18 protein-coding genes are annotated in these 24,722 nt (G+C 41.3%); 11 read left to right on the top strand and 7 right to left on the bottom strand.

Annotated elements, in window-relative coordinates:
• Positions 1 to 338: 338 nt before the first annotated feature.
• The 4 genes from kdsA to DTW91_RS03330 all read right to left on the bottom strand — a co-directional run bounded on the left by kdsA (position 339) and on the right by DTW91_RS03330 (position 5,823).
• Complete coding sequence (kdsA, locus tag DTW91_RS03340; RefSeq protein ID WP_125202001.1) at positions 339 to 1,148, bottom strand: 3-deoxy-8-phosphooctulonate synthase; 810 nt, start codon at positions 1,146 to 1,148, stop codon at positions 339 to 341.
• A gap of 167 nt (positions 1,149 to 1,315) precedes the next feature.
• A complete protein-coding gene (locus tag DTW91_RS12660; RefSeq protein WP_185144730.1) occupies positions 1,316 to 1,480 on the bottom strand; it encodes a hypothetical protein in 165 nt (54 codons plus the stop codon).
• Between the two features lie 73 nt (positions 1,481 to 1,553).
• Entirely contained in the window at positions 1,554 to 2,081 is a 528-nt protein-coding gene (locus DTW91_RS03335) for a DUF1697 domain-containing protein (RefSeq protein ID WP_125202000.1), read from the bottom strand.
• Positions 2,082 to 2,337: 256 nt separating this feature from the next.
• Positions 2,338 to 5,823: a DUF2723 domain-containing protein gene (locus DTW91_RS03330; protein ID WP_125201999.1), complete on the bottom strand. Its 3,486-nt coding sequence runs from the start codon at positions 5,821 to 5,823 to the stop codon at positions 2,338 to 2,340.
• Positions 5,824 to 6,042: 219 nt separating this feature from the next.
• Between DTW91_RS03330 and DTW91_RS03325 the strand changes: the two genes are divergently transcribed.
• Both DTW91_RS03325 and DTW91_RS03320 read left to right on the top strand, forming a co-directional pair.
• Positions 6,043 to 7,080, top strand: a complete 1,038-nt coding sequence (locus tag DTW91_RS03325) for a PLP-dependent cysteine synthase family protein (RefSeq protein ID WP_125201998.1) — start codon at positions 6,043 to 6,045, stop codon at positions 7,078 to 7,080.
• Between the two features lie 78 nt (positions 7,081 to 7,158).
• A complete protein-coding gene (locus DTW91_RS03320) occupies positions 7,159 to 8,430 on the top strand; it encodes an aminotransferase class I/II-fold pyridoxal phosphate-dependent enzyme (RefSeq protein ID WP_125201997.1) in 1,272 nt (423 codons plus the stop codon).
• Positions 8,431 to 8,499: 69 nt separating this feature from the next.
• Here DTW91_RS03320 and DTW91_RS03315 read toward each other — a convergent pair whose 3' ends face one another.
• On the bottom strand, positions 8,500 to 10,188 hold the full coding sequence (locus tag DTW91_RS03315) for a putative transporter (protein WP_125201996.1): 1,689 nt from the start codon (positions 10,186 to 10,188) through the stop codon (positions 8,500 to 8,502).
• A gap of 171 nt (positions 10,189 to 10,359) precedes the next feature.
• Complete coding sequence (locus DTW91_RS03310; protein WP_125202025.1) at positions 10,360 to 13,569, bottom strand: hypothetical protein; 3,210 nt, start codon at positions 13,567 to 13,569, stop codon at positions 10,360 to 10,362.
• 196 nt (positions 13,570 to 13,765) lie between these two features.
• On the opposite strand from DTW91_RS03310, the gene DTW91_RS03305 reads away from it, so the two are divergent.
• Positions 13,766 to 14,668 carry a T9SS type A sorting domain-containing protein gene (locus tag DTW91_RS03305; protein WP_125201995.1) on the top strand — a complete coding sequence of 301 codons (903 nt, stop codon included), beginning with the start codon at positions 13,766 to 13,768 and terminating at the stop codon, positions 14,666 to 14,668.
• A gap of 86 nt (positions 14,669 to 14,754) precedes the next feature.
• Positions 14,755 to 15,612 (top strand): lamin tail domain-containing protein, encoded by an 858-nt coding sequence (locus tag DTW91_RS03300; RefSeq protein ID WP_125201994.1) that lies wholly within the window; start codon positions 14,755 to 14,757, stop codon positions 15,610 to 15,612.
• A gap of 77 nt (positions 15,613 to 15,689) precedes the next feature.
• Here DTW91_RS03300 and DTW91_RS03295 read toward each other — a convergent pair whose 3' ends face one another.
• The gene (locus DTW91_RS03295; RefSeq protein ID WP_228412631.1) at positions 15,690 to 18,455 is read right to left on the bottom strand and encodes an aminopeptidase; all 2,766 of its coding nucleotides are present in this window, start codon (positions 18,453 to 18,455) and stop codon (positions 15,690 to 15,692) included.
• A gap of 340 nt (positions 18,456 to 18,795) precedes the next feature.
• Here DTW91_RS03295 and DTW91_RS03290 point away from each other — a divergent pair, with 340 nt between their 5' ends.
• Genes DTW91_RS03290 through DTW91_RS03265 form a run of 7 tightly spaced genes read left to right on the top strand, consistent with a single transcriptional unit; the run spans position 18,796 to position 24,565 of the window.
• On the top strand, positions 18,796 to 19,161 hold the full coding sequence (locus DTW91_RS03290) for a DUF2147 domain-containing protein (RefSeq protein ID WP_125201992.1): 366 nt from the start codon (positions 18,796 to 18,798) through the stop codon (positions 19,159 to 19,161).
• 18 nt (positions 19,162 to 19,179) lie between these two features.
• Entirely contained in the window at positions 19,180 to 20,499 is a 1,320-nt protein-coding gene (locus tag DTW91_RS03285) for a TolC family protein (protein ID WP_125201991.1), read from the top strand.
• Between the two features lies 1 nt (position 20,500).
• On the top strand, positions 20,501 to 21,595 hold the full coding sequence (locus DTW91_RS03280; RefSeq protein ID WP_125201990.1) for an efflux RND transporter periplasmic adaptor subunit: 1,095 nt from the start codon (positions 20,501 to 20,503) through the stop codon (positions 21,593 to 21,595).
• A gap of 3 nt (positions 21,596 to 21,598) precedes the next feature.
• Complete coding sequence (locus DTW91_RS03275; RefSeq protein WP_125201989.1) at positions 21,599 to 22,837, top strand: ABC transporter permease; 1,239 nt, start codon at positions 21,599 to 21,601, stop codon at positions 22,835 to 22,837.
• Between the two features lie 24 nt (positions 22,838 to 22,861).
• Entirely contained in the window at positions 22,862 to 23,032 is a 171-nt protein-coding gene (locus DTW91_RS12655; protein ID WP_185144729.1) for a hypothetical protein, read from the top strand.
• Positions 23,004 to 23,675 carry an ABC transporter ATP-binding protein gene (locus DTW91_RS03270; RefSeq protein WP_125201988.1) on the top strand — a complete coding sequence of 224 codons (672 nt, stop codon included), beginning with the start codon at positions 23,004 to 23,006 and terminating at the stop codon, positions 23,673 to 23,675. The genes DTW91_RS12655 and DTW91_RS03270 overlap by 29 nt, the downstream gene beginning before the upstream one ends.
• Positions 23,676 to 23,683: 8 nt before the next feature.
• Positions 23,684 to 24,565: a DUF6268 family outer membrane beta-barrel protein gene (locus tag DTW91_RS03265; protein WP_125201987.1), complete on the top strand. Its 882-nt coding sequence runs from the start codon at positions 23,684 to 23,686 to the stop codon at positions 24,563 to 24,565.
• Positions 24,566 to 24,722: the final 157 nt, after the last annotated feature.

The raw sequence follows: 24,722 nt of genomic DNA, 5'->3' as shown, positions 1-24,722 counted from the left end.
TGTTGTAAGCAACTTGGGCATCGGAAACTGCTTTGCCATCTTCGTCCAGAACTTTTAGATTGATTTGAGAAAAACCCAGCACGGGCAATAAAAAAAGAATGAGGAGAATATAGTTTTTCAAAGTTGTAATTTTTTTCGATGGATATTTTTTGAAAATGAATCTTAATAAAGGCAAAAATAACAATTAATCTAAAGAACGGAAGAATATTTGCATTTGTTGTACAAAAAACTGAAGGATTGCGCCAAACTTCTTTTTCCAAGGGAAAACATTGAATTTACAATTTTGATTTTTACGGGTATCAACCACAAAAATATCCGGAATTTCCGGACTTTATATTTTATAAGATTGCTTCTCGTATTCTCGTCAGTTTCCCAAGCAAAGCGTCCAGCAGATCCAGTTTCAGCATATTGGCACCGTCGGATTTTGCACACGCCGGATCGGGATGCGTTTCTATGAACAAACCATCGGCGCCCACGGCAATTCCGGCTTTGGCAATAGTTTCTATCAGTTCCGGCCGGCCACCCGTGACGCCTGAGTTTTGATTGGGCTGCTGCAGGGAATGGGTGACATCCAAAATAACGGGCGCGTATTGCCGCATCGTCGGGATTCCTCGGAAATCGACCACCAAATCTGTATAACCAAAAGTGTTCCCGCGTTCGATGATAGCCGTCTTCTCGTTCCCAGAATCTTTGACTTTCTGAACGGCAAATTTCATTGCTTCAGGAGAGAGGAATTGGCCTTTTTTGAGCGTCACCGCCTTTCCTGTTTCGGCGGCCGCAATGAGAAGGTCGGTTTGCCTCACGAGAAACGCGGGGATTTGCAAGACGTCTACATATTCTGCCGCCAGCGCTGCGTGAGCGTTCTCGTGAATATCGGTGGTTGTTGGGATATCGAAGGTCTCTCCTACTTTGCGCAGGATTTTCAGTGCTTTTTCATCGCCAATTCCGGTGAAAGAATCTACGCGGCTGCGGTTGGCTTTCCGGAAAGACCCTTTAAAAATGTAGGGAATATTATATTTGTCCGAAAGTTTTACGATGTGTTCCGCGATTTGCAGCGCCATAGTCTCCTCCTCGATGGCGCAAGGGCCGGCAATGAGGAAGAAATTGGTGGAATCTTTGTGATGAATGTTATTTAGAAATTGTATCATTTTTTAATTTTGAATTTTTGACGTTAAATTCTCTAAAATAGGTCTGCAAATGTAAGATTTTTATAAGAAACCCTTTCAGGAGCAGAAACTTCGAAAGGGTTGTTATTAAAGTATTTCTTCACATTGGGAATCCTAATAGATTCTTTCAATTCCAAATTGGGCAGATTTCAGGTATTTGATATGAAGCACTCGTGCATTTCTTTTTTAACCATTTCCTCATCGCCCACCTCATTATTTTGAGATTCTTTTATTCTGGTTTCTAATTTTTTAATAAAATAGACGCACGATGACCGCATCAATTTCCTTTCATCGGGAAACTGATCAATATGCATTTTTAGTTTTTTTGATGATCATTTTTTCTGAATTTGGTATTGCTAAAATAATGAAAATAAAATGAAAATAGATTCAAATCTTTTTTATAATCTTTTCAAATGTATTAATATTCCGGCTGGTCATCTTATCTTTCAGGCTTTTTCTGCCAAGGATTTTCCCAAAAGCACTTTCCAAAGTCTGCCCTTTTGCGACCTGCCAATAGAAGATTTCATTGACCATTTTTCCTTGCTCGCCTTCTTCTTTTTTTGACTGTTCAAATTCTTGCACCAAAGTTTGTTCTACTTTTCCGTTGCCAAGAAATACATAGTTGTGGAAATTTTCTTTTGCTGAAAAAGGATTACGCTTTACGATTTGATTGATTTCATTTTCGGTTTTAATGAAGAGAAAAGCGTCGTAACTGAAATGATCCGACAATGCTTTTTCTAATATTTTCTTTAAATCCGAAGCCGTTTTATCAGATTGAAACAGAATATTTCCGGAAGCCAAAACGGAAGTCACGTTCTCCATACCCGCATCTGAAAAGACTTTGCAGACATCGGCCATTTTCATATTAGTTCCTTTGACGTTGACGCCGCGGAGGAATGCGCAATAGTTGGTCATCGTTGATTATCAATTGGTTAATAGTTGTTTGTTGTTAGCGAAACATATTCTTATTTTCTTGGAAATTTCTATTGATCGATTAGGTTTTAATCTTTGTTGTAAACCATTAGCCCCGATTGCAGCGGCATCCTTTTTTGTCTTGGTTTGAGCGCAGGCGAAGACCAAGACAAAAAAGATATAGCGGAAAGCGGGAAATAGCTCCTAAAAATCTGGCTAAATAAAAAAACGCCCCGAACTTTCGGGACGCTTGATTGGTTTACTGTGTGACTTTCATCAGCTTTTTCGTGATTTGATCCATCTTTTCGGCTTCATAAGTGGTGTCGTAATCCCTCATAATATCGAAGAGATAGGAATAGAATGAGGTAACGTGCTGAACGTCATCGGCTTTGTTGTAGGCTTTTTCCTTGCCCATTTCCTGTAGATCTTTGATAAAGCTGTCGAAGCGTTTGTCTATGACATTCAGAGAGTTGACAAGATATTGGTAACCTTTTTCTTTCTGACCGATCTTGTTGTAAGCATCCGAAACCGCGCCTACGACGAGCGAATATTCCATCGGTTTGGTTTTCATCTGCCGCGCGGCATACGCTTGGAATTTTGGCGACAATCTGGTGTAATAATCGTATTCTTCGAAGATTCCTTTTTTGAGATCTTCCGCCAGTTGCAGGCCTTTTTGTTCTTGTCCGGCCACGATGTAGGCATAAACGATAGAACTCAGCGATCGGGGATCGTCGTATTTGGAAACCGGAATTTCGCGGTTGGCCAGATCCAGAATTTCGATGGCTTTGTTCCGCTCGCCTTTTGCAACTAATGCTTCTGCAGCGCGGCTTGCCGAGGACCGGTAGCTCACGATATTTTGTGTACAAGTCTCATCAAAATGGGTTTTCAGGTTTTTGAAATTGCCCCAACGGTAGTTTTTGACCACCTTGTAAAGTTCGTCTGCATTGACCATTCCGAGTTCGCCATCCGGGGATTCTTCGGTTTTGATGGGAACCAAACGGTAGCTGAAACCGTCAAATTTCAGGTAATTTGAAAGGAAAAAGAGGTTGCTGCCGTCGTAGATGCCGCCACTTGAGAAGTTGATCGGGCGTTTCCAATCAAAGTTGGCAAGAATGTCCATCATCAGCAAATTATTTTTGAACATGCTGGATCCTTTGTAATCAATAAGGATTTGTTTCTCGGCATTTTTTGCTTCTTCCGGCGTGATAATCCCGGATTTGATGGCATTATCGATGTTAACCGGAAGCACAAATTTGGAAACGGGAAGGAAGTTGAATTTCTCATACCGCTCTTCTCCGAAGATCATTTTTATGATTTCGTCTTTCTCGGGCGACTTCATTTTCAGGAAGTTAACGGCTTCCTTCAAAGTCATAGAATCCTGCGTGAGATATTTTCGGAATCCCGCCATCTCGGTATCCGGCACGCCCTGATCTTTCATATTGTCAAAGATATTGGCCCAGTCGTTTTTCGACATCATATACACCTGATCGTTGGAGCCTTCGCGGTAATCTTCGTGCGTGAAAGTTGATGGAACCGGCATCGAATCGTAGGTTCTTCGCTTCACCTGATCGATATTCCAAGGTGTCGAGAGCAGGGTAAAATTCACCACTTTCACATCCGGGCGGAATTCCTCCGTTTCTTGGATTGCCCAAACCGGATAGGTGTCATTATCGCCGTATACGAACATTATATCGTTTTTCGGAAGTGATTTTAAACTGGAATAAGCGTAATCATAAGCGGCATAACGCTCGCTTCTGTCGTGAACATTGTAGTTCTGGAAGCCCATCATCAATGGAATTCCCAACAACACCACGCCCACCAACACCTGAGCACCTTGGCTCTTTATTTTTTTCTGAAGCATCCAATAGATGGAAGCGACTCCCAGCCCGATCCAAATGGCAAATGCGTAAAAGGAACCCACCATCGCATAATCTCGTTCGCGTGGTTCGAAGGGTTTCATTCCGGTATAAAATACGATTCCCACGCTCGTGAGAATGAATAAGGACAGGATGGCATAAAATCTACCGAAATCTTTGTTCAATTGAAAGAAAAACCCGAGTAGCCCGAGGATTAATGGAAGCATAAAGAACTTGACCGTACTTTCGTTGTGGAATTTGGCCGGCATCTCCGCTTGGTCTCCCCAAAGATTATTATCGATGAACGGGATGCCTGTGATGAAGTTGCCGTTGGTATTTTCCATATGACCTTCCAGATCATTTTGCCTTCCGGAAAAGTTCCAAAGCAGATAGCGAACGAAGTAGTAATAGTTCTGGAATGTGATGAAATAATCGAGATTCTGAGCCAAAGTCGGGCGCTGAACCTTAATCAGTTCATACTGTTTTGCCTTCAGATAATCCTCCATTTTGATGGTGCCATTCTCGTATTTCTGGCGGAGCTCGTCAAAGAATTGCTTTGCTTCGGGACTTTCTGCAACTTGCTCATTATCGTAATTAAATGTAAAATCCGGCGCGCCGTACATTGAAATATAATTCGGAATCACCGACTTGTCTTCGCTGAACATTCTTGGGAAAAGGCTCACGTGCTGCGGGTTGAAAACATAGTTGAACTTCTCTCCCACCAAGCGATAGCGACCTGTCTTCGGATCTTTCTCATAGGTATCGCCGGTTTTTTGTGTTTTGTAACTTCCGTCTTCATTTTTTAGAATACCGTTTGCATCCAGATAGGCGGTATAATTTTGACCGTAGATCGTAGGCCAGTCGCCGTATTGCTCGCGGTTGTAATAGTCCAACATCCCCAAAGCATTGTCGGGATCGTTGAGGTTCATCGGCGGGTTGGCATTCGCTCGGATTGGGATGACCAGCCAGCACGAGAACCCAATCATCATATAAACGAGAGATAAAGCAATCGTCTGATAGATGGATTTTCCGGTTTTTCGTGTATAATTGATTAATAAATAGGACAGTAAAACCAATATTACAAAAGCAAAGACGGTTCCTGAGTGGAATGGCAGACCAAGACCATTGACAAAGAAGATTTCCGACTTTCCGAACAAAGTTATTATCACCGGGAAAACGACCTTAAACACCATAATCAATATTAATAAAGTTACCGCATTGGCTATGAGGAAAGTTTTCCAGGTGAATTTGTAATTTCTTGCATAATAAATCAGGCAAACGGCCGGCAGAGCCAGCATACACATCATATGCACGCCAATGGAAAGCCCTATCACGAAGAATAAAAGAATGATCCAGCGTTCGTTGTCTTTTTCCAGATATTCGTTTTCCCATTTGGTAATGAGCCAAACGATGAGCGCAATAAACATGGTTGCCATGGCATACACTTCGCCTTCCACCGCCGAAAACCAGAAAGAGTCCGAAAATGTGAAACACAAGGCTCCGACTGCACCCGAAAACAAAATGGCGATCTCCTCGGCAATCGTAATATTTTCAAACTCTTTGTCGAGCAGCCGTCTTACGAGATGCGTGATCGTCCAGAACAAGAACAATATCGTGAAAGCACTGCACAAAGCCGACATCGCATTGATTAACAAGGAATAATGCTGCCCATCTCCAAACGCAAACAGGGCTACCACCGCGCCCACCAATTGGAACAATGCGGCGCCCGGCGCGTGCGTCACCTCCAGTTTGACCGCAGATGAAATGTATTCTCCACAATCCCAGAAACTGAAATTTGGCTCTATGGTTGATAAATAAGTAACGAGTGCAATGGCGAAAACAAACCATCCCAAGACGTTGTTCCACTGTTTGAAAGTCCAGTTCTTCATCTTATAAAAGAAATATCGGCGAAATTAGTATTTTTGATTTAGTTATGGCTGTTTTTAACAAAATTTAAACTTTAAAAAATGGATGTAAAATTGATATTTTCTACTTATTAAGTTGCGATATATCAGTCCTGTATAATATTAGTGTTTTAAAACTAAAAAACATTACAATTTTTTTTTTATTTTTGCAGACAGTTTTTTGAGAGAAAAAATGATTACAATATGATGAATGTATACGATAATATTCTTGGTTTGATTGGCAACACCCCGTTGGTCAAATTGAATCACGTTACCAAGGACATTCCCGCGACAGTATACGCTAAGTTGGAGTCTTATAATCCCGGCCATTCTACGAAAGACAGAATCGCCCTTCACATCATAGAAAACGCAGAAAAAAGAGGACTGATCGATCCCGATTCTGTCATTGTTGAAACCACATCCGGCAACACCGGATTTTCTATTGCAATGGTTTGTATCGTGAAAGGCTACAAATGCATCCTGGCCGTCAGTGATAAGACGAAAGCCGAAAAAATAGCGTACCTGAAAGCCTTGGGCGCCACAGTATACGTTTGTCCTGCCTCGGTTGCAGCAGAAGATCCGAGATCTTATTACGAAGTGGCCAAGAAAATCGCCAGAGAAACGCCGAACTCGGTTTATATCAACCAGTATTTTAACGAACTTAACATAGACGCGCATTACCGCACAACGGGTCCTGAACTTTGGGAACAGACAGACGGCAAGATCACCCACCTTTTCGCTTGCACAGGAACTGGCGGTACCCTCTCGGGAACGGGAAAATATTTGAAAGAAAAAAATCCCGATATCAAAATCATAGGCGTGGATGCCGACGGATCTATTCTCAAAACTTACCACGAAACAGGGAAAATCAATAAAACAGAAATCCATCCTTATCAAATAGAAGGTCTCGGAAAAAACTTGATTCCTGGAGCCATTTTGTTCGATAAAATCGATGAATATGTACGCGTGAACGACGAGCTTTCTGCTTACAGAACGCGGGAAATCGCCCTCAAAGAAGCCATAATGGGTGGCTACACCACCGGCGCAGTGACGCAAGCATTGATTCAATATGCCAATTCCCACGAGTTCAAAGAGGACGATCTGGTGGTACTCATCTTTCCGGATCACGGCTCCCGCTACATCACCAAAGTGTACAGCGACCAATGGATGGCAGAACAAGGCTTCATCAACAATTGTTTTCACAATTACAATGAAATCTTCAAAACAGAAATTATCAAATAATAATTCAAAATATCAGAAAACCTTTTGGACAGACAAAAGGTTTTTTCAGTAAAATCTAAAAAATATCAGCTAAAAAAAATGGACATTTTTGAAAGAATAAAACAGAATCCGGGTCCGCTGGGTCAATTTGCAGATTATGCCGAAGGCTATTACATTTTCCCACGCTTGGAAGGTCCTATCGGTCCGCGAATGAAGTTCCAAGGGAAAGACGTGATCTTCTGGAGCGCCAACGATTATTTGGGACTTTGCAATCATCCGGAAGTTCTGGAAGCCGATGCAAAAGCCGCCGCAGAATACGGAATGTTCTATCCGATGGGCGCCAGAGCAATGTCGGGCGAGACCGATCAGCATTTGCAATTGGAAAAAGAATTGGCAGAATTTGTCCAGAAAGAATCAGCATATCTATTGAATTTTGGTTATCAGGGAATGGTTTCCTGCATCGATGCCTTGGTCTCGAGAAATGATGTGATCGTTTATGACGTCGATTCTCACGCCTGTATCGTGGACGGCGTGCGACTGCACTCCGGAAAACGGTTTACCTACAAACATAATGACATCGAAAGTCTTGAGAAAAACCTAAAAAGAGCCAAAAAAGTAGCGGAAGAAACCGATGGTGGAATCTTGGTAATCACCGAAGGCGTTTTCGGAATGCGAGGTCAGCAGGGCAAACTGAAAGAAATCCTTGCGCTTAAAGAACAATACGGTTTCAGAATTTTGGTGGACGATGCACACGGATTTGGAACGCTGGGCGCCACCGGTGCCGGTACCGGCGAAGAGCAAGGCGTTCAGGACAAAATCGATGTTTATTTTTCGACATTCGCAAAATCGATGGCCGGTTTCGGGGCTTTCCTTGCAGGAAATAAAGAAATTATCCGTTATCTGAAATTCAACATGAGATCGCAGATCTTTGCAAAATCTTTGACTATGCCAATGGTAATCGGCGGTTTGAAGAGATTAGAACTTTTGAGATCGAGACCCGAAATCAAAGCGAAACTTTGGGAAAATGTCGAAAAACTGCAAGGTGGTCTCCGTAAAATCGGCTACAACTTGGGCGACACCAATACCTGCGTCACGCCTATTTTCATCCAGGGAAGTCCGGTTGAAGCCATGCTTTTGGCCAGAGATCTTCGGGAAAACTATGGCATTTTCACATCCGTCGTGTGCTATCCTGTAATCCCAAAAGGTATGATTTTATTGAGATTGATCCCAACCGCTTCTCACACCGATGCCGAGATCAACGAGACTTTGACCGCCTTCGGCGCGATCTATAAAAAACTGGAAACTGGTTATTATAAAGAATTGGAAGCGCAACAGATTAAAGAACAGAATTTGGCGTTCAAACCGCTATAATTCTAGGTTATAATACTGAATAAAACCTGTCGGAGTTTGGAAATTCCGGCAGGTTTTTTTGTTGATTTCTTAACTTAAAATCAAAATCAGAAGGCTGGCGACAAAAATCCTGAAAATCGTTACCAAAGGATAAACTTGGGCATAACTCTGAATAGGAATATCGCTATCGAGGTAATTTGTGCTGAATGATAATGCCGCAGGATCTGTATAACTTCCGCTTAAAATCCCGGCCAACTGGAGGTAATTGATTTTCATAAAAAACCGCCCGACCACGACGGCGATAATCAACGGAATATAAGCAATAGCACATCCATAAAGCAAGAAAACCCAACCATTGAATTTGATAAAATTTTCGTAAAAATTTTCACCCGCGTGGATTCCTACGGCTGCAAAAAATAAGCAGATCCCCAAATCTTTCATAAAATAGACCGCGCCATTATTAATATAAGAATGGATAAAAGAAATGCCACCATAGCGGGAAATCAAAAGCGCAACAATCAATGGTCCCGCTGCAAAACCAAGCTTGATGGGAATCGGCAGGCTCGGAATCACAATCGGAATAGAGCCCACAATGATGCCCAGCAGCAATCCTCCGAAAAGGGAAAGAAAATCGGGCTCTTCCAACTTTTTCTCCTGATTTCCGATGATTTTCTCCACTTCAGCGATGCCTTCTTCGGAACCGATAATGCGAAGTTTGTCTCCATAAAATAATTCCAACGAGGGTCTGGGAACGATCTCTTTCCCCGCACGGAAAACGCGGGTCACTTTGATATCGTAGGTATTGTACAGATCCAGTTCCGCCAGTTTTTTATGAACGGCAGACGGGTTGGTGACAAAAAGATTTTTGACGCAGAGCTCCGAGTCCGATTCTATAAACAGATCGGTGGATATCCTGCCCGTTTCTTCGATAAAATGATCCACGTCCTTTTCTGTTCCAACGATCATGAGCACGTCTCTTTCCCGAAGCAGCGTATCCAAAGTAGGAGAATGAACCGCCTCCGAACCACTGTTTTTGAGGCGCGAGACCACGATATTTCCACCCACTTCTTTCAGCGTCTGATGAATGGATTTTCCAAAGAAGTGGGGATTTGTAATTCTTACTTTTTTATGTATCAATGCTTCCTCGGTATTGATTTTCATCAGACGGAATTTCCGCATTTCGACCTCTGTATCGATTTTCAGAAGCACTTTGGAAAGAATAATGCTGGTAATAATCGCAAAAACACCCATTGGATAAGCAATGGCATAACCCACTGCGGGATCATCAAAATGCTTCCCGGGAAAGCGCTGCGCCAGTTCCTCGATGGTGTTTTTGGCTGCTCCCAGACCCGGCGTATTGGTAACGGATCCGCTCATAATGCCCACCAGATTTTCGATGCTCAAAGTGGTCGTTTTTGAAAGAATAAAAGTAATAAGGCCGCCCATCAATACCACCGAAATCGCCAGAAGATTGAATTTGATTCCTTCTTTTTTGAAAGAGGAAAAAAAGGAAGGTCCCACTTGCAGACCGATTCCGTACACAAAAAGAATAAGCCCAAAATCTCTGATGAAGTCGAGGATATCTGCATTGATTCTGTAGCCATAATGCCCCAAAATTAATCCGGTAAACATCACGGCGGAGACCCCGAAAGTAATCTTCCCGAGCTTGAGTCTGCCAAAGAAGATGCCTGCGCCAATGACCAGCATAATGGTCACAAGAGACTGCACCAAACTGGGATTTTCGGCAGGAGAAAGCAAATTTATCAGCCAATCGAACATTTTATTTTATTTTTGAATTGTGCCACAAAGTTACTGCAATTCACGCCGTCATTCCAGAAATAAAACATTGAAAGAAGTCAGTATTTTAACATTTTTATAGAATCAGGATTCGTTCCTGCGTATTGCAGTGTCCAAATCACAAGAAGCACATCGAAAAAGATTTTTTACTGCTCAAAAACTTGCCCGGATCTGCATACTTCCTATATGAATCGTGCGGTCGCCGGAGTTCCGCCCTTCATAATTCACATTCAGTTGGATGAAGGAATTGATCGATTGCTGGATGAACAGCGACCAAACCTGATTTTTCCCCACCTTCAAGCCTTCCAGCATTTGATTGCCAACGATGCTGTAATTATTTCCTGTAAAATCATTATTGATGAAGGAAAAATTGGCGCGGATGGAGGTTTTTACTTTTTCCCACTGCAAGGTTCCAGAGATTTCGTAGGTTTTCAAAAGCTCCAGACCATCGGTTCTTTTCTTCTGCCGAAGCGCTCCATAAAGCTCTGTTTGCAAGGTTTGCGTCAGTTTATACGTGGCTTTCGGCTTGGTTTCCCAGTTTTGCAACTCGTAGTTGCGGGATTGGTAAACCTGCGAACTGTTGGTGACGTTTTGAAAAGAATTTTCCCAATCGGTTCGGAAAGCTTTGGTGAAGGAATAGCCGACGTTCAGGAAGTGCGATTTCTGGCTGTGTGCTTCGTTGCTGAAGTTCGCATTCACCAAGTTATCATTGTCGGTGTAGCGATAGCTGCCGTTCCAGCCCGATTTGTCGTTGGAATTAAAAATGGCGGAAGCCAAAATATTCTGCGTCCGCAGCAGCTGATCGCTTTCTTTTTTGAACGGATTCCAGACCAGCACCTGATCATTTTTGAGATAAGAATTCTGAGAAAGCAAGGACAGATTGAAGTTCCAGCGTTTCAGAAATTCATTTTTCGAACTGATAATCAATGAGGGATTGACGAATAAGGCGAGCTGCAGCTTATTCTTATTGGATGCCAGATAGTTGACGCTGTTCGTATAAACCCTGATGTACTGAGCCAAATCTGCATATTCCGCCGCCTCGAACTCGTCCAATTGTTGCACGCCGTCGTTGTTGTAGTCGGTCCATTTGTAAACGCCTTGCCCATCCGTCACTTTGATGTACTGAAATTCCCGTTGCGCTTCCTGCCCATTGCCCAGCTCGTAGAAAAACTGAAGGCGCATACCGTTTCGGAACAGTTGCTGGTTGTACAGAATATTTCCCACCACAAAATCCTGATTCTGACCATTGGCCAGCGTTTCATTTTCATAAAAGAATTTTCGGTAATGCGCCAAAGCAGATAATTGGGTTTTTTCAGTTTTGATGATCTGACTTTCTGCCATTATTCCCAAGATGTCGTTCACCTTCTGCAGACGGTTGTCTTGCACCGAGTCGTTGCTGCGGAAATAGACCTTCGTCAGCAATTGGGTTCTGGCAGAATCCGCGATTTTTTTCTGAATGAAGAACTCCTTCCAGCGGTAACTCGTAAGGTCGAGATTTTGCGTAGCATTGTATTTTTTCTCATTCTGTTCCATAGATCCGCCAAGCATCCAGCTTCCTTTTTTGCCCATCAATTCAGTAGAAACGGCACCGCGCAAGAAATTTGTGTTGAGGTCGGTCGATTTCGTGTCGAGGTAGGAGACGGCCGCCAGATTGTTGAATTTCCCGATTTTCCAGACGGCATCGATGTCGTTTTTAATGCCTTTGTAAGTGTCTTTTTCTTCGAGATAATTTAATTTGTAATTGATTTTGGAAGTTTTGTTAAAATCATTTAGAAAAGAAAAAATAAAACGGTTCTGTGTAATCTGGCTGAACTCATTTGTCAAATTAAAATCCCGCCAGAAATCGACATTATTGATCCGATCCAGGATATGAAAATTCTTCTGAATGACTTGATATTCCACCATTGGCGTCCCCGCCCAGCCGTTGGATCTGAAGGTTTTGTTGGCATAGATTCTGGCCGCATAACCGATGTTTTGGTCATTATCTTTAGACGAAAAGGCATTGAGATCATAATTACTCAAGGATACATCGGTGCCGATGACGCCGTAGTTCAGCGCGTATTCTGCATTGGCGCTATAAACCTGCGATTTTTCCGGTGCCGGCAATTTCCTCACCGCGAGATAATCGCCCAAACCGGCCCCGACGTATTGGAAAACTCGCCCGTTGTTGGTAGATTGCTGCAACTGATAATCGCCTTTTCCCGTCCCAAAATAGGTGAAGGAAACCTGATAAAGCGTCTGCGTCTGATCTGTCGAAAATTCGTAATAAAAAGAGCTGCCCGAGAAAACTTTTTTGTACAGGATTTTGTTGACATCATATTCTGTTTCCACGCCCGATGGCGAGTACATCAGGCTCGGATCGTTGCCGGCATTGGCGAGTTGCTGTTCATCTTCTTTGCTAAGGTTGAGGGAAAGAGGCGCGTTTTTGTTATCATTTTCCATAAACCAGCTCAGTCCCATTTTCAGCCTTTCCCGCTGTTGCTTGATACTTCCCGTGATGAGAAATCGCGTGTAATTGCGGTTGGTGTAATTATAAGAAACGTTGATGAAATTCTGCTTGTAAATCGGTCGAAAACTGGTGAAGGTGATTTCCCCGGTGTTGTAATTGATGATATAATCCTGATTTTCGCCGCGCTTCATCAAGATGCCATCGATGAACACCTGCTCCGAACCCGAGATGATGGTGATGAAAAGTTCGCCGTTCTTGCCCGTCAGCCGGTAGGGTCCTTGGTTTCCTTCGATCCCCTGAAAACGCATCCGGAAAAACTCACTTCTGGCAACGCCGCCCGAAACATCCAGTGATGTTTTGTTGCCGTTTTTTTCCCAATTGGTGAGAAATTGCAGTCCCATACTTCTTCTTTGGTAACGCCCGAAATACGTGGTATCGTCATTCAAATCCAAATGGCCGGCTCTGATGATGGTATTTTGTTTAATATTCAGCTGAAGATAGATTTTGTCGAACTCCTGAAGAGTTTGCGTATAGCCATCGGCCTGCACCGGAAGATTGTGATCCGAAATGGAAGCGAGGATCGAAACATCCGGGCTCAGTTTGCCCGAGATCTGCATATCCATCGAGCTTTGAACCGAGGAACCTTGATTGTTGCCAAAGGTAATGCCGCGGATGATGGAGCCTTTGGAATTGAGCTCGCCGAGGATTCTTTTTTTGTCGTTTTTCACGAGCACTTCTTCGTTGTAAATGATTTTATTTTGCTTTTTGATGAAGTCGAGCGTGTCTTTGGTGAAAAATTCGCGGTCGATTTTGGAAGCGAGGATGCTGTCTGTTTTGAGGGAATCTTGGGGGATGTTTGGGTTTTTCCAGCTGAAAATCTGTGCATTAGCGGGATTTAATGCAAAAAAAAACAGTATCGGCAGAAAAATTTTGGTTACGTTGGTCACCCTTTTGATATGATAGCAAATGTACTTATAATCGGCTTTGGAACGAATTAACAATAATTTAAAACGGGAAAGGCAGTTCTAAAATTGTAATTCAGGATTAAATTTTATATTTGCGACAGATTAACATAACAAATCAACAACAACAAATTTTTAAATTTTTAGTATGAAAAAATTCTATTCTTTAATCGCAGCAGTTGCTTTGACGGCAACGGTGAATGCACAGACCACTGTCGTAAACGAAACTTTCACATTTACAGGTGCATTAAATGCAAACGGATGGACGACACATAGCGGCACGGCTGGTCAGTTACAGTCTAACGGTTCTCAAGCTGTATTAGTTGCCGGAAATAGTGAAGATGTCAACAAGGCATTTTCTACATCTTATCCTTTAACTAATAAAGCCGAGTATTCTGCCACAATAAATGTGTCAACGGCTACCGGATTGTCAACCTCGGGTGATTATTTCTTAATGTTTGGTGGTACAGCAGGAACTACTGTAACTACTTTCTACGGAAGATTATATATCAAAGGATCAGCAACAGGTTATACTTTAGGAATTTTAAATAACAGTGGCGGAACAGCTACTCCAACTTATGGAACAGAGATAGCTTATGGAACACCGGCAAATATTTTGGTTACCTATAATGCAGCAAATATTGCAACTTTAAAAATTGATGGCCAACCATTATTAATTAATTCTACCGGCACAAGTGCAGTTGCTACAAATTTAGCCTCGATAGCAATCAGACAAGCCGGCAATGCTACAAGTGGCACAGGAGCTGTTTCAATAGACGATTTAATTGCTAGAACATATACTGGAACCTTATCAGTTCTAGATCCTTCAAAAACAAAAGCCAACTTGGTGAAAAATACAATTGTCGGCAATGAAATCATCTTCGGAGCAGCAGCAAATGTATCCATTTACAACGCCGCCGGACAAATGGTGAAAACAGCAGAGGTGTCGGAAAATTCAAGATTGGATGTTTCTGCTTTGCCAAAAGGGAACTACATCGTAACCGGACTTGTAAAAGGACAGGCAGTTTCTCAAAAAATCATCAAAAAATAATAACAACGGTTAAAAAAATGCTTTTAGAAAGCTAAGGCATTTTTTTTTCCTTATTTTTGTAACAATCAATTTTAAATTTTAATACAATGAAAAAAATCTTTACAATTTTAAGTATTGTGTCTGTTGCTTCGATTGCAAATGCACAAATCGTAATCAGCGAAGTGTATGGAGGTGGCGGTGGTGCTACAGCTGTATATATCAATGATTTTGTAGAATTAAAGAACTTAGGCAGTTCATCTGCAACCCTTACAGGAGCTACTTTACAATATGCTTCTGCTACAGGTACTTTCAACTCTTTTATTTCTTTGCCTACGGTTACACTTGATCCAGGTCAAAAATTCTTGGTTGAGATGGTTCCTAGTTCTCCTAATTCAGCTGGAGCTGCTTTACCAACTGCAGATTTCCAAGCGACGTCTAATGCAAGCACAACTACAGGAACGGTTTACCAAGGCGGGTTTAATATGTCAGCTTCCAATGGAAAAATTGTTTTAGCAACTAATTCTACTCAGGTTGCTTCTGCAACAGCATCAAATGTGATTGATTTTGTTGGTTACGGAACTGCTAATCAATACGAAGGTGGAGGTGCTGCTCCCGCACTAGATGCTGGTAGTTCGGCTACAAGAACTGCAGGTGATACTAATAATAATGCAACTGATTTTGCTAAACTAGCACCGACTCCAGAAAACAAAGCAAGTTTAGCTGTTTCTGATGTGGCAAGTTTCGAGAAAGCCGTTCAGTTCAACACCATTGTGAAAGACCAAATTACCTTCAAACTTCCGGTAAAATCTACTGTGAATATCTATTCGCTTGATGGTAAATTAATCTCTTCCAACAGGGTGGAAAACGGAGGTTCTGTCAATACCCAGTCTCTGCTTAAAGGTGCTTACATCGTAACGGTTGACAGCGGCGCCAACAAAATCAGCAGAAAAGTAATCAAAAACTAATCTAAAGTTTTTTCTTAAAACTTAGAAAGGCTTCTCAATTCGGGGAGCCTTTTTCTATTTGGAAATTGAACTAATTTCTAAAAAACACCGCGTCTTAAATTATTTACGAGCGCCCCAAGATTCAGAACCAAAGTGTATCGAATTCTGTAACCATAATCCTTGAACGACGGCTCGAAACCCAGCCTGGAAGCTACAGGAAAATAAATTTCGAGAAAATCCGGAATCACCTTCACTTTGATGCCCGTATCCCAAATGAATTGTTCTGCTCTGCGCCTGTTTTTATAAATGCCGGCATCAGCATAAAGATTGAACCAGCGCCACAGATGAGAATCCACATTAAGACTCGTGATAAAATGATTGACCGACGTGTTAAAAAACGATTTGAAACCGCCTTCTGCCAAGACAAATTGCTGCGCGAGAATCCCGGATGTGGCACTTTGGCCCAACAATCCATAAGAAAACGAGTAGTTGGAAACCCGCGAGATTCCGTAATTGAAAAGACTATTTTTCGTCTCATTCTTCACAAAATAACCGGCGAACCATCGGAAACTGATTTTTTTGTTCTTTGCAAACTCCCAGCGGAAATAGGCTTCTGTAGAGATCTTCTGGAAATCTTCCATCCACTGCACGTTGGTGCTGATGTATTGCTCGTGAATCAGGCGGTTGTCGGCATAAGAATAGCCCAAACTCCACAGGTTATATTTGGCGTACAGATTAGCGGCAAGCATCGATGGCGTGAGTTCGCGCTCGTAATAATTGTAAGAAAAATAAAGACTTCTGCCGACGGCACTGCGGGGATTTTTATTAAAACTCAACGAAGTAAAAGCACCCAAACGCTTGTAGGCCAAATCATTATCGTAATGAAAATAGGAGCCCGATGCGCCGAAACTCCACCTTCGGAAGAAACTGTCGGGCGGCATAATAGAGTAGCCCACGGCGGCAGAGCCTGTGAGTTTTCCCGTTCCCGAACTGTAATACGGCGTTGCCGAATAATCAAATTTCTGATCGAAAATCCCCTGATTCTTGAAGTTGACGCCAAAGAGAATCTGGTCATAAGCGTTGAAATTAATCCTTGGCGCCACGAAAATCTCGTTGTATTCCGGATTTTGAATATCCTTGATCAGCTTGAAACGAAGCTTCTTCATATTCGAAAAAATACCTTTCGTGTATAGGTAATTGTCTCTAAAATTGGTCTCCGGAAAGATGTAACTGTCGTTCAGAACAATTTTTTCAACGAGCGCTGTTGGCAACAAAACGGTGTCTTTTCTTTGGCTGTTTCCGTCTTTCCAGAAAGTGCTTTTGTCTCCCGATTTCTCTTCTGTTTCTATTTTTAAAGGAATGATTTTCGAAGTATTTTTTTGAATATGAAGGAGATAATGGTCGTTTTGTAATTGGTAATTTTTGAGATCAAAATTGATTCTGTGTTTCTCTGCCATCATCTGCTGCAAAAACGCCGACTTGCCTTGCGTGAAGATTTCCAGACTTTTTAGGAAATTCGCTCCCGAGATTTTCTGTCTGTAATTTTCGGAAAAATATCGTTTCAAAAAAAGTTCAAAAGAAGGTGTTCCTTGGTATTCCGAGAGGTAATCGAGAAGGCTTCCTGTTTCGAAGTGGCTGATGACCGTGGTGTTGAAGTTGCTCAATTGATGAAACGGCGTCGTTATCTTCTGATCGAGATTTTGAGTATAAATATAATGATACGCCAAACCATAGCGTTCCGACAGCTTCAGCTTGGAGGCGTGAAAGATTTTTAAAGGCTTGAGGCCGAAGAATTCCGCATTGTCGGGGAGATTTCCCAGCAATCTGTGTTCAGGATAGTTTTTTTTGAGATATTGAATTTCGAGGTAAGATTTCAAACCGTTTTTCAGCCAGTGGTCTTGGGTTTTATTGGTGATAAAAAATTCGTCCACCACTTTTTTGGAAATGACGCTGAAATAATCCAGATCTGTCTTTTCGTAGTCCGTAAACAGTTGAAATTTGAACTTCCAGAATTTGAGATCATCGATGCCGATAAACGCTTCTTTCTTCAAGAATTTTTCGGATATGAAAAGCTTATTGGGCAGTTTTCCTGTTCGCGCTTTGATGAATTTTAACTGATTGGTTAGCACCGCTGCTAATATTTGCTTTTGATATTCAGTAATTTGATAGCCCAACTGGACTTTTATACTTTGATCATCAATTTTTAAGGCAAACTCTGGATAGGTGATTCTCGAAATCAGAAATTCGGGATCATTGAGAGATTCGCCTTCAAACTCCAGCTCATTATTTTGAGACAGATTAGAATAGATTTTCCACATTTCGGGAACGTCGAAAGTCACTTTCCAGAAGGATCCTGCGTTGGCGGTTTCCTCTGTATCGCGAAAGTAAGAATTGGTTTGCGCTTCGTCTTCGTAGGTTTCCGGGATCAGGAAAAAATATTTCAAAAGCAGGTGATTGGCGTCGATCCCGTAGCCTGTGAAACGTGCGTCGGGCAGTTTGATTTGATATTTGAGATGGATGCGAATTTTTCGGCCGGGCTGCAGTGGCTCGGTAAGCGGGATGAAAATATTCTCCTGAGCGGTGTTTAGAATTTCGGAAAAACTGTTGTTGTAGGAATACTGCAGGCTTTCTAATTCTCCCAATTCATCAGCTTTTGCAAAGTAAAGATCGCTTTTCCGGTCTTCTATTTTCCTTTTCAGCAGTGGCGTTTTTCTTTTCCGGTAGGCTGCAACCCAGTTCAGAAGTTTGATTTGATGGATGGCTTTCTGATGCGGATTGTGATAGTCCAAAGTCTGCTCCACAGAGATCGATTGGTGGTCATCATTCAATTTGACATTCAGACGAATGCTGTCTTGCTGCGCCATAGCCCAGGAATTGAATAAAAACAACAAAAAAGCACAACAAAAACGCTTCATCGGGTACAGTCTGCACATCGGAAAACTACAATTTATTCTGATGAAACGGTGTTTTGAAATTTTAAGTATAAAAAATGGTAGCGAAAGACCAATTCAAATTGTTTGCAGCTGCCTAAAATGTTTGTATACGATGGCTTTGCAGGAAAATTTCAATACTTAAACCGGACTTCACTACGGGCAATTCGGATTCGATTTTGTTCAGCTCACCTTTCTATTGATCCATTTAAAGTGGAAATTCCTCCTAATATTATATTTTCGTCACAACTTTGTTTTTTAAAAAATAAGAGCAATGCAAAAACTAATTTTATTTACAATAGGCTTTTTAATGCATTTTTCTGTTCATACGTATGCGCAGACCAACGACAAGATCTTAGGCAAATGGACGAACGAGGAACGTACCCGTGTCATTGAGTTCGTCAAAAACGGAAATACGTACGAGGCATTGATCCGCAGTGCGGAGGATCCAAGCCTTATTGGCAAAAAGCAGATTACCGGATTGAAAAATAAAGGCAATGAATATTATGGCGGAACGCTGCACATCTTCCAAAAAGACAAAACATTGAAATGTTCTGCTTCTATTTCTTCTGACAATCATCTAAAGCTGACAGCAAGCTATGGATTAATATCCAAAACTCAGACTTGGAAAAAGCTATAACTATCCAGATTTGAAGGAATGAAAAATTTGATGATGGTTCTTTCTGTTGCATTGTGTTCCAAAGCACTTTCGCAAGTTCAGTTTAAATCTTTGCAGGATGTGCTGGTCTTTGCAGATAAGCATTCGTACGCTATCAAGTCCTCTATTTTGCAACAGAAAGTGGATATTTCGAGATCTAAGCAAGCGCAATCATATCTGTATCCTTCGCTAAACGGCGTAGCGGGCTATAATGACAACATTACGTTGCAACCTACCTTGGTTCCCGCGAAACTGTTTAATCCCAATGCACCCGAAGGAACTTTTGAGGAGCTCGTTTTCGGAAGACAATATGTTTACAATGTTGGAATACAAGCGCAATGGGATATTCTGAACTTTCAGAAAAAATTTACTGCGCAGACCGCAAATCTACAGTTGGAATCCTCCAAAGCCTCAACAGAATATGCGAGGTACAACCTTTACAACCAATTGGCCTCCACTTACTATTCTATTTTGATTACTTATAAATCATTAGACCTATACTCCGAAAACGTAATCGTCACAGAATCTCTTTTGGAAAGTGCGAAAGATAAATTCAAAAAAGGCATCATCAGCGAGGCAGAAGTCAATCTGGCTGCCATACAACATCTTCAGAATCAAAAAAATAAGGAAACTGCGCTCAACAACCTCCAGCAATTGACTATTCAGCTTCAGAGCCAACTGAATACAGAGGAACAAATCGTAATCCAAGACGACATTGAACAGCCCAAAGCAATGGGAACTCAGATTACAACTGCCAATCCTGAAATATTGGTACAAGAAAGTCAGATTAAAATCAATCAATCCTTGGTAAAGCAAAACAAGGCTTTGTATTTTCCCAGTTTAAGCATAATATATCAATATGGCTACTTGTGGGCAACAGATGATTTTATGAATTTCGATACGGCCAACGAACTATCGTCGCAGATTTTTGGACTAAAAATGAGCATACCGATTTTCAACGGTTTTGCCACAAAAGAAAAAGTAAATGAAGCAAAGGCACAGCTGGAACTGCAGCAATTGGAACTGGAAAATCTCAAATTGACCAAAAAAAACGAAGATGAAACGCTGGTATTGCAATACGAAGAAGCCTATCAAAATTTGCAAAAAAACAAAACTATATTCGAATTACAGAAAAAAAACGACATCCATTCTGAAAATAAATACAAAAGCGGCATCATCAGCCTAGATGAGAGATTGACGAAATATGGCGATCTATTGACGGCACAATACAATTACCTTAAAAGTTTGTCGGATTTTTCTATCTCTCAGTACAAAATATATATAAGACAAATGGACTATCAGCAAAATATTTTCCAATAAAATGAATTCAATTTTAAAATACAGCATCATCGCCTCTTTGGGAGTTTTTGTAATGTCTTGCAGCAACAAAGAGAAAACCTCGCCCGTGAGAAAGGATATAAAAGATGCCGTATTCGGCAACGGTTTTGTAGAACAGGAAGATGAATACATCATTTCCTCGACTACCGGCGGGATACTTACAGATTTGTGGATTTCCGAAGGACAATATGTCCACGCCAACGCGCTCGTAGCCAAAATAAAAAGCGATGTCCAATCTTTACAATTGCGTGATGCAGAGGTAGTACATAATGATGCGGTGGAAAGCACGGCTAATACTGCTCCCGAGCTGGCACAAGTGGAGGCACAAATCTCCCAAGCAAGGCAGCAACTGCTTCTGGATAAAACCAACTATGAACGATATAGAGAATTAAAACAAAAGAACTCGGTTTCGCAATTGGATTTAGACAAAGCCGAACTGCAGTATAAAAACACGTTGGAAAATGTAAAGCTGCTGGAGCAGAAGTATGATCAAACTAAAGACGATCTGTCGCTGGCTGCACTCCGCAGCAGCATACAGGTGGATGCCCAACAAGCAACCTTGGGAGATTTTAAAATTATAACTTCTAATGCAGGAAAAGTGATCGAGGTACACAAGAAAAAAGGAGAATTGGTAAAAGTAGGAGACCCTATTGCAAAAATAGGAAGTGGCAGTTTTGTTATCAAATTATATATTTCCGAAGATGATATTTCCAAAGTTGCAACGGGACAGAAGGTGGCAGTGCATCTCAATACTTATCCGCACCAAATTTTTTCGGCGAAGATATCCAAAATTCTACCCGGCTTTAATGAGGAAGAACAATCCTATGAAGCAGAAGCAAAGTTTGACTCCTTACCGCCAACGATTTTTTCCGGAACGCAACTGCAGGTAAATATTGAAACAGGATACCGCAAAAATGTTTTGACCATACCAACGTCCTACATCAGCAAAGGACAGTATGTAACCTTGGAAGACGGTACGCAAAAAGCAGTAACGATAGGTTCCCAAAACAATGAATGGACCGAGATCCTGGCAGGAATAAGCGAGAAAGATGTCATCGTTAGGAAAAAAGAAGATTAATCTATGAGTGTCAATCGGAAAATATCGTGGGTCCATCTCACATCAAGAGTCAAACAACTAATAGTGGCGGTTCTGAGCGTCACATTTGGAATTTCGATGTATATTTTTTTGAATAGTTTTATGTCGGGCGTCAATGATGCGCAGTCGGATATCACTTTTACCTCGATGGCTCATATCAAAATCTATAATGATTTATCATCGGACGTGCCGGTTTTTATTGAAAATCCCAAAGACGAGAACACCGTTGTAATGGTAAGCAATAACAGAAACATCAAGTATACAGAAGGAATAAAAAACGCAGCTCCCATCATCAACGCCGTCTCGAAGTCCGATGAGGTGGTGGGCATTGCGCAGCAGGTAAATCAAAATGTTATTATACGAAACGGAGTCACAAAATACAGCGCGCTTCTATCGGGGATAGAAGTTACTAATGAAAACCAGTTGTTCAAAACTTCGCAGTATATGATTTACGGAAGCTTATTTGATTTGGAGAAGCGCTCGGATGGGATTGTTCTTGGAAGTAAGCTGGCAAAGAATCTGGGAGTTTCCTTAGGAGACAACGTATCCATCTTAACATCGGACAATGTAACGAAGATTTATAAAATCATCGGGATTTTCGAGACAGGATCGGCAGGCACAGACGGCTCCAAAGCAATGGTATCTATCCAGACGGCGAGGCAGCTATTGTCCAAAAATAAAAGTTTTGCCACAGACATTATGGTCAATATCAAAGACTATTCAAAAGCTAAGGAAGTTGCAGCAGAAATGAAAGACATCACATCCTACAAAACAGAACCTTGGCAAGAGGGAAACAGCCAATTAGATTCGGCAAACGTCATTAGGGATATCCTCGCAATGGCAGTTTCGCTTACCATCTTGATAGTGGCAGGTTTTGGAATCTACAATATTATGAATATGACTGTCAACGAAAAGATAAGAGAAATTGCCATCCTGAAAGCAATGGGTTTCAATGGGAAGGACATCGTGGAGATCTTTTTGACGCAATCCATCATCATTGGATTGGTCGGCGGATTGACCGGAGTGGTTCTGGGAAATATCATATCGCGCATCGTCGATAATATTCCGTTCAAAATTGCTTCTTACGATACCTTGCCCATCAACTTCAGACCTTCAGATTATATTCTCGCTTTTATTTTTGGACTCTTTATTACCGTTATTGCCGGTTATCTCCCGGCCAGAAAGGCTTCTAAGGTAGATCCTGTTTCTATTTTGAGAGGTTAAAATAAAATCACAAAATACCACACTATGAATCACGAAGCCCAGACTTCCGAACGGTTATCTTTTTATTTATTTATAGTAATTCTCGCAATGTTGGCAATCGTCGAGCTGAATTTTTGTGACGCAGGCACCGTTAGCCGGCAGAACAGTACATCAGAAAAACTAAAAAATGAAAGCACTATCCATCAAAAATATTAATAAATTTTTCTACGAACCTCAGAAATTTCATGTTTTGAAAGATATCAGTTTTGATATAGAACAAGGAGAATTTGTGGCGATCGTTGGGAAATCGGGATCGGGAAAATCTACACTTTTATATCTACTTTCTACGATGGATACCGATTATGAAGGAGAAATTTTCATCAATGAACAAAAAGTTACCGGCCTGTCCCAAAATCAATTGGCAGATTTTCGGAACGAACACATTGGTTTTGTATTCCAGTTTCATTATTTGCTTCCGGAATTTACGGTTTTGGACAATGTGATGTTGCCTGCCCTGAAACTCAATAAAAAAAGCAAAGAAGAGATTCGCGAAAAAGCGATGGAACTTTTGAGAATGCTCGATATCCAAGGTCAAGAAGACAAACCCGCCTCCAAAATATCCGGCGGGCAGCAGCAAAGGGTTGCCATTGCCAGAGCCCTCATCAATGATCCGGCAATTATTATGGGCGATGAACCTACCGGAAACTTAGATTCCAAAAACACAGATATAGTTTTTGATATCTTCCGACAATTGGCAAAGGAACGCGGCCAAACCATTGTAGCAGTCACCCACGATGATGATTTTGCCGCCAATTGCGACCGAATTATTGAGTTTTCCGACGGGAAAGTCATTTCTTAATCTGTAATATGAAATATAAATTATTATCATTTGTCTGCATTGTATCTGCAATTTCATTTCCTGCCCAAAAGCAGATGCTGGATTTTGCAGGTGTAAATTACAGTCACAATACACTTAAAGATCATGAGATAAATGGAAAAAGCAGTGAAGTAGATGCATTTATTAATTTTCCTATTCTCAAGAAAGAGAAAGACTTAGTAGGTGGTAGATTAACTTTTCATCATTCCACTACCAGCAATGTAGATTCCAATTTTAATCAAACATTGTCAGGACTGGATGCTAATATATTCTGGGAAAAAAAATTATCTGATAATAGTAAGCTGCAAGTTCTAGCAATGGCCGGCATTTTTTCAGATTATGAAGACCTAAGCTGGAAGGATTTCCGCTATAGCATGGGAGGGCAATACCGTGTAGAACTCGGTGAAAAATTTTCTACGGGTGTTGGCTTGGCTTATGCAAGACAATTTTCGGGACACCAGATTAATCCCTTCGTTTCTATAAATTATAAAATAAATGAAAAATGGGAATTATCCGGCCTATTACCAATTAAGCCGAAGCTCACCTATCATATCAGTAAAAATTTAAAATGGATCAATGAACTTTCAGGAAAAGTAGAAAGTTATCGACTATCGGAAAATCAGTTTCAAAACTCTATAATTGAATATTCAGGATGGCATGCGATGACTGGTCTTGATATATTTCTCAAAAAACACCACCATTTAAATATCGGAGTGGGCTACGCTCTCAGGCAAAGGATGAGACTTTATGAGGATGCTGATACCAATAACTGGAAGATATTCACCTTCAACCTGTCAGAAAAAAGCAAGCCGGTTTCGGAAATTGTATTTTCTGGTTTCAAATGGACCGTTGGCTATAGTTTTCAATTTTAAACTTAAACATTTAAATTAAAGCCATTGCAAATACATTTTAAAAGCAAGGGTTGCCATTTCAGCTCTCGATTTGTTCAGTTTACCCAATTTATAAATGTTTTTCTTTCCGAGTGGAATTACTTTTGAATCATCAATAACAACCAAAAAAAGAAGATAT

Source organism: Chryseobacterium sp. SC28, assembly GCF_003932955.1.
In the GTDB taxonomy this organism is placed as follows: Bacteria; Bacteroidota; Bacteroidia; order Flavobacteriales; family Weeksellaceae; genus Epilithonimonas.
This window is presented reverse-complemented; position numbering and strand designations above follow the sequence as displayed.

Bases quoted from the DNA above. Each gene is read 5' to 3' on its own strand.
- kdsA (WP_125202001.1), bottom strand. From the start codon at position 1,148: ATGATACAATTTCTAAATAACATTCATCACAAAGATTCCACCAATTTC.
- DTW91_RS12660 (WP_185144730.1), bottom strand. From the start codon at position 1,480: ATGCATATTGATCAGTTTCCCGATGAAAGGAAATTGATGCGGTCATCG.
- DTW91_RS03335 (WP_125202000.1), bottom strand. From the start codon at position 2,081: ATGACCAACTATTGCGCATTCCTCCGCGGCGTCAACGTCAAAGGAACT.
- DTW91_RS03330 (WP_125201999.1), bottom strand. From the start codon at position 5,823: ATGAAGAACTGGACTTTCAAACAGTGGAACAACGTCTTGGGATGGTTT.
- DTW91_RS03325 (WP_125201998.1), top strand. From the start codon at position 6,043: ATGATGAATGTATACGATAATATTCTTGGTTTGATTGGCAACACCCCG.
- DTW91_RS03320 (WP_125201997.1), top strand. From the start codon at position 7,159: ATGGACATTTTTGAAAGAATAAAACAGAATCCGGGTCCGCTGGGTCAA.
- DTW91_RS03315 (WP_125201996.1), bottom strand. From the start codon at position 10,188: ATGTTCGATTGGCTGATAAATTTGCTTTCTCCTGCCGAAAATCCCAGT.
- DTW91_RS03305 (WP_125201995.1), top strand. From the start codon at position 13,766: ATGAAAAAATTCTATTCTTTAATCGCAGCAGTTGCTTTGACGGCAACG.
- DTW91_RS03300 (WP_125201994.1), top strand. From the start codon at position 14,755: ATGAAAAAAATCTTTACAATTTTAAGTATTGTGTCTGTTGCTTCGATT.
- DTW91_RS03295 (WP_228412631.1), bottom strand. From the start codon at position 18,455: ATGGCGCAGCAAGACAGCATTCGTCTGAATGTCAAATTGAATGATGAC.
- DTW91_RS03290 (WP_125201992.1), top strand. From the start codon at position 18,796: ATGCAAAAACTAATTTTATTTACAATAGGCTTTTTAATGCATTTTTCT.
- DTW91_RS03285 (WP_125201991.1), top strand. From the start codon at position 19,180: ATGAAAAATTTGATGATGGTTCTTTCTGTTGCATTGTGTTCCAAAGCA.
- DTW91_RS03280 (WP_125201990.1), top strand. From the start codon at position 20,501: ATGAATTCAATTTTAAAATACAGCATCATCGCCTCTTTGGGAGTTTTT.
- DTW91_RS03275 (WP_125201989.1), top strand. From the start codon at position 21,599: ATGAGTGTCAATCGGAAAATATCGTGGGTCCATCTCACATCAAGAGTC.
- DTW91_RS12655 (WP_185144729.1), top strand. From the start codon at position 22,862: ATGAATCACGAAGCCCAGACTTCCGAACGGTTATCTTTTTATTTATTT.
- DTW91_RS03270 (WP_125201988.1), top strand. From the start codon at position 23,004: ATGAAAGCACTATCCATCAAAAATATTAATAAATTTTTCTACGAACCT.
- DTW91_RS03265 (WP_125201987.1), top strand. From the start codon at position 23,684: ATGAAATATAAATTATTATCATTTGTCTGCATTGTATCTGCAATTTCA.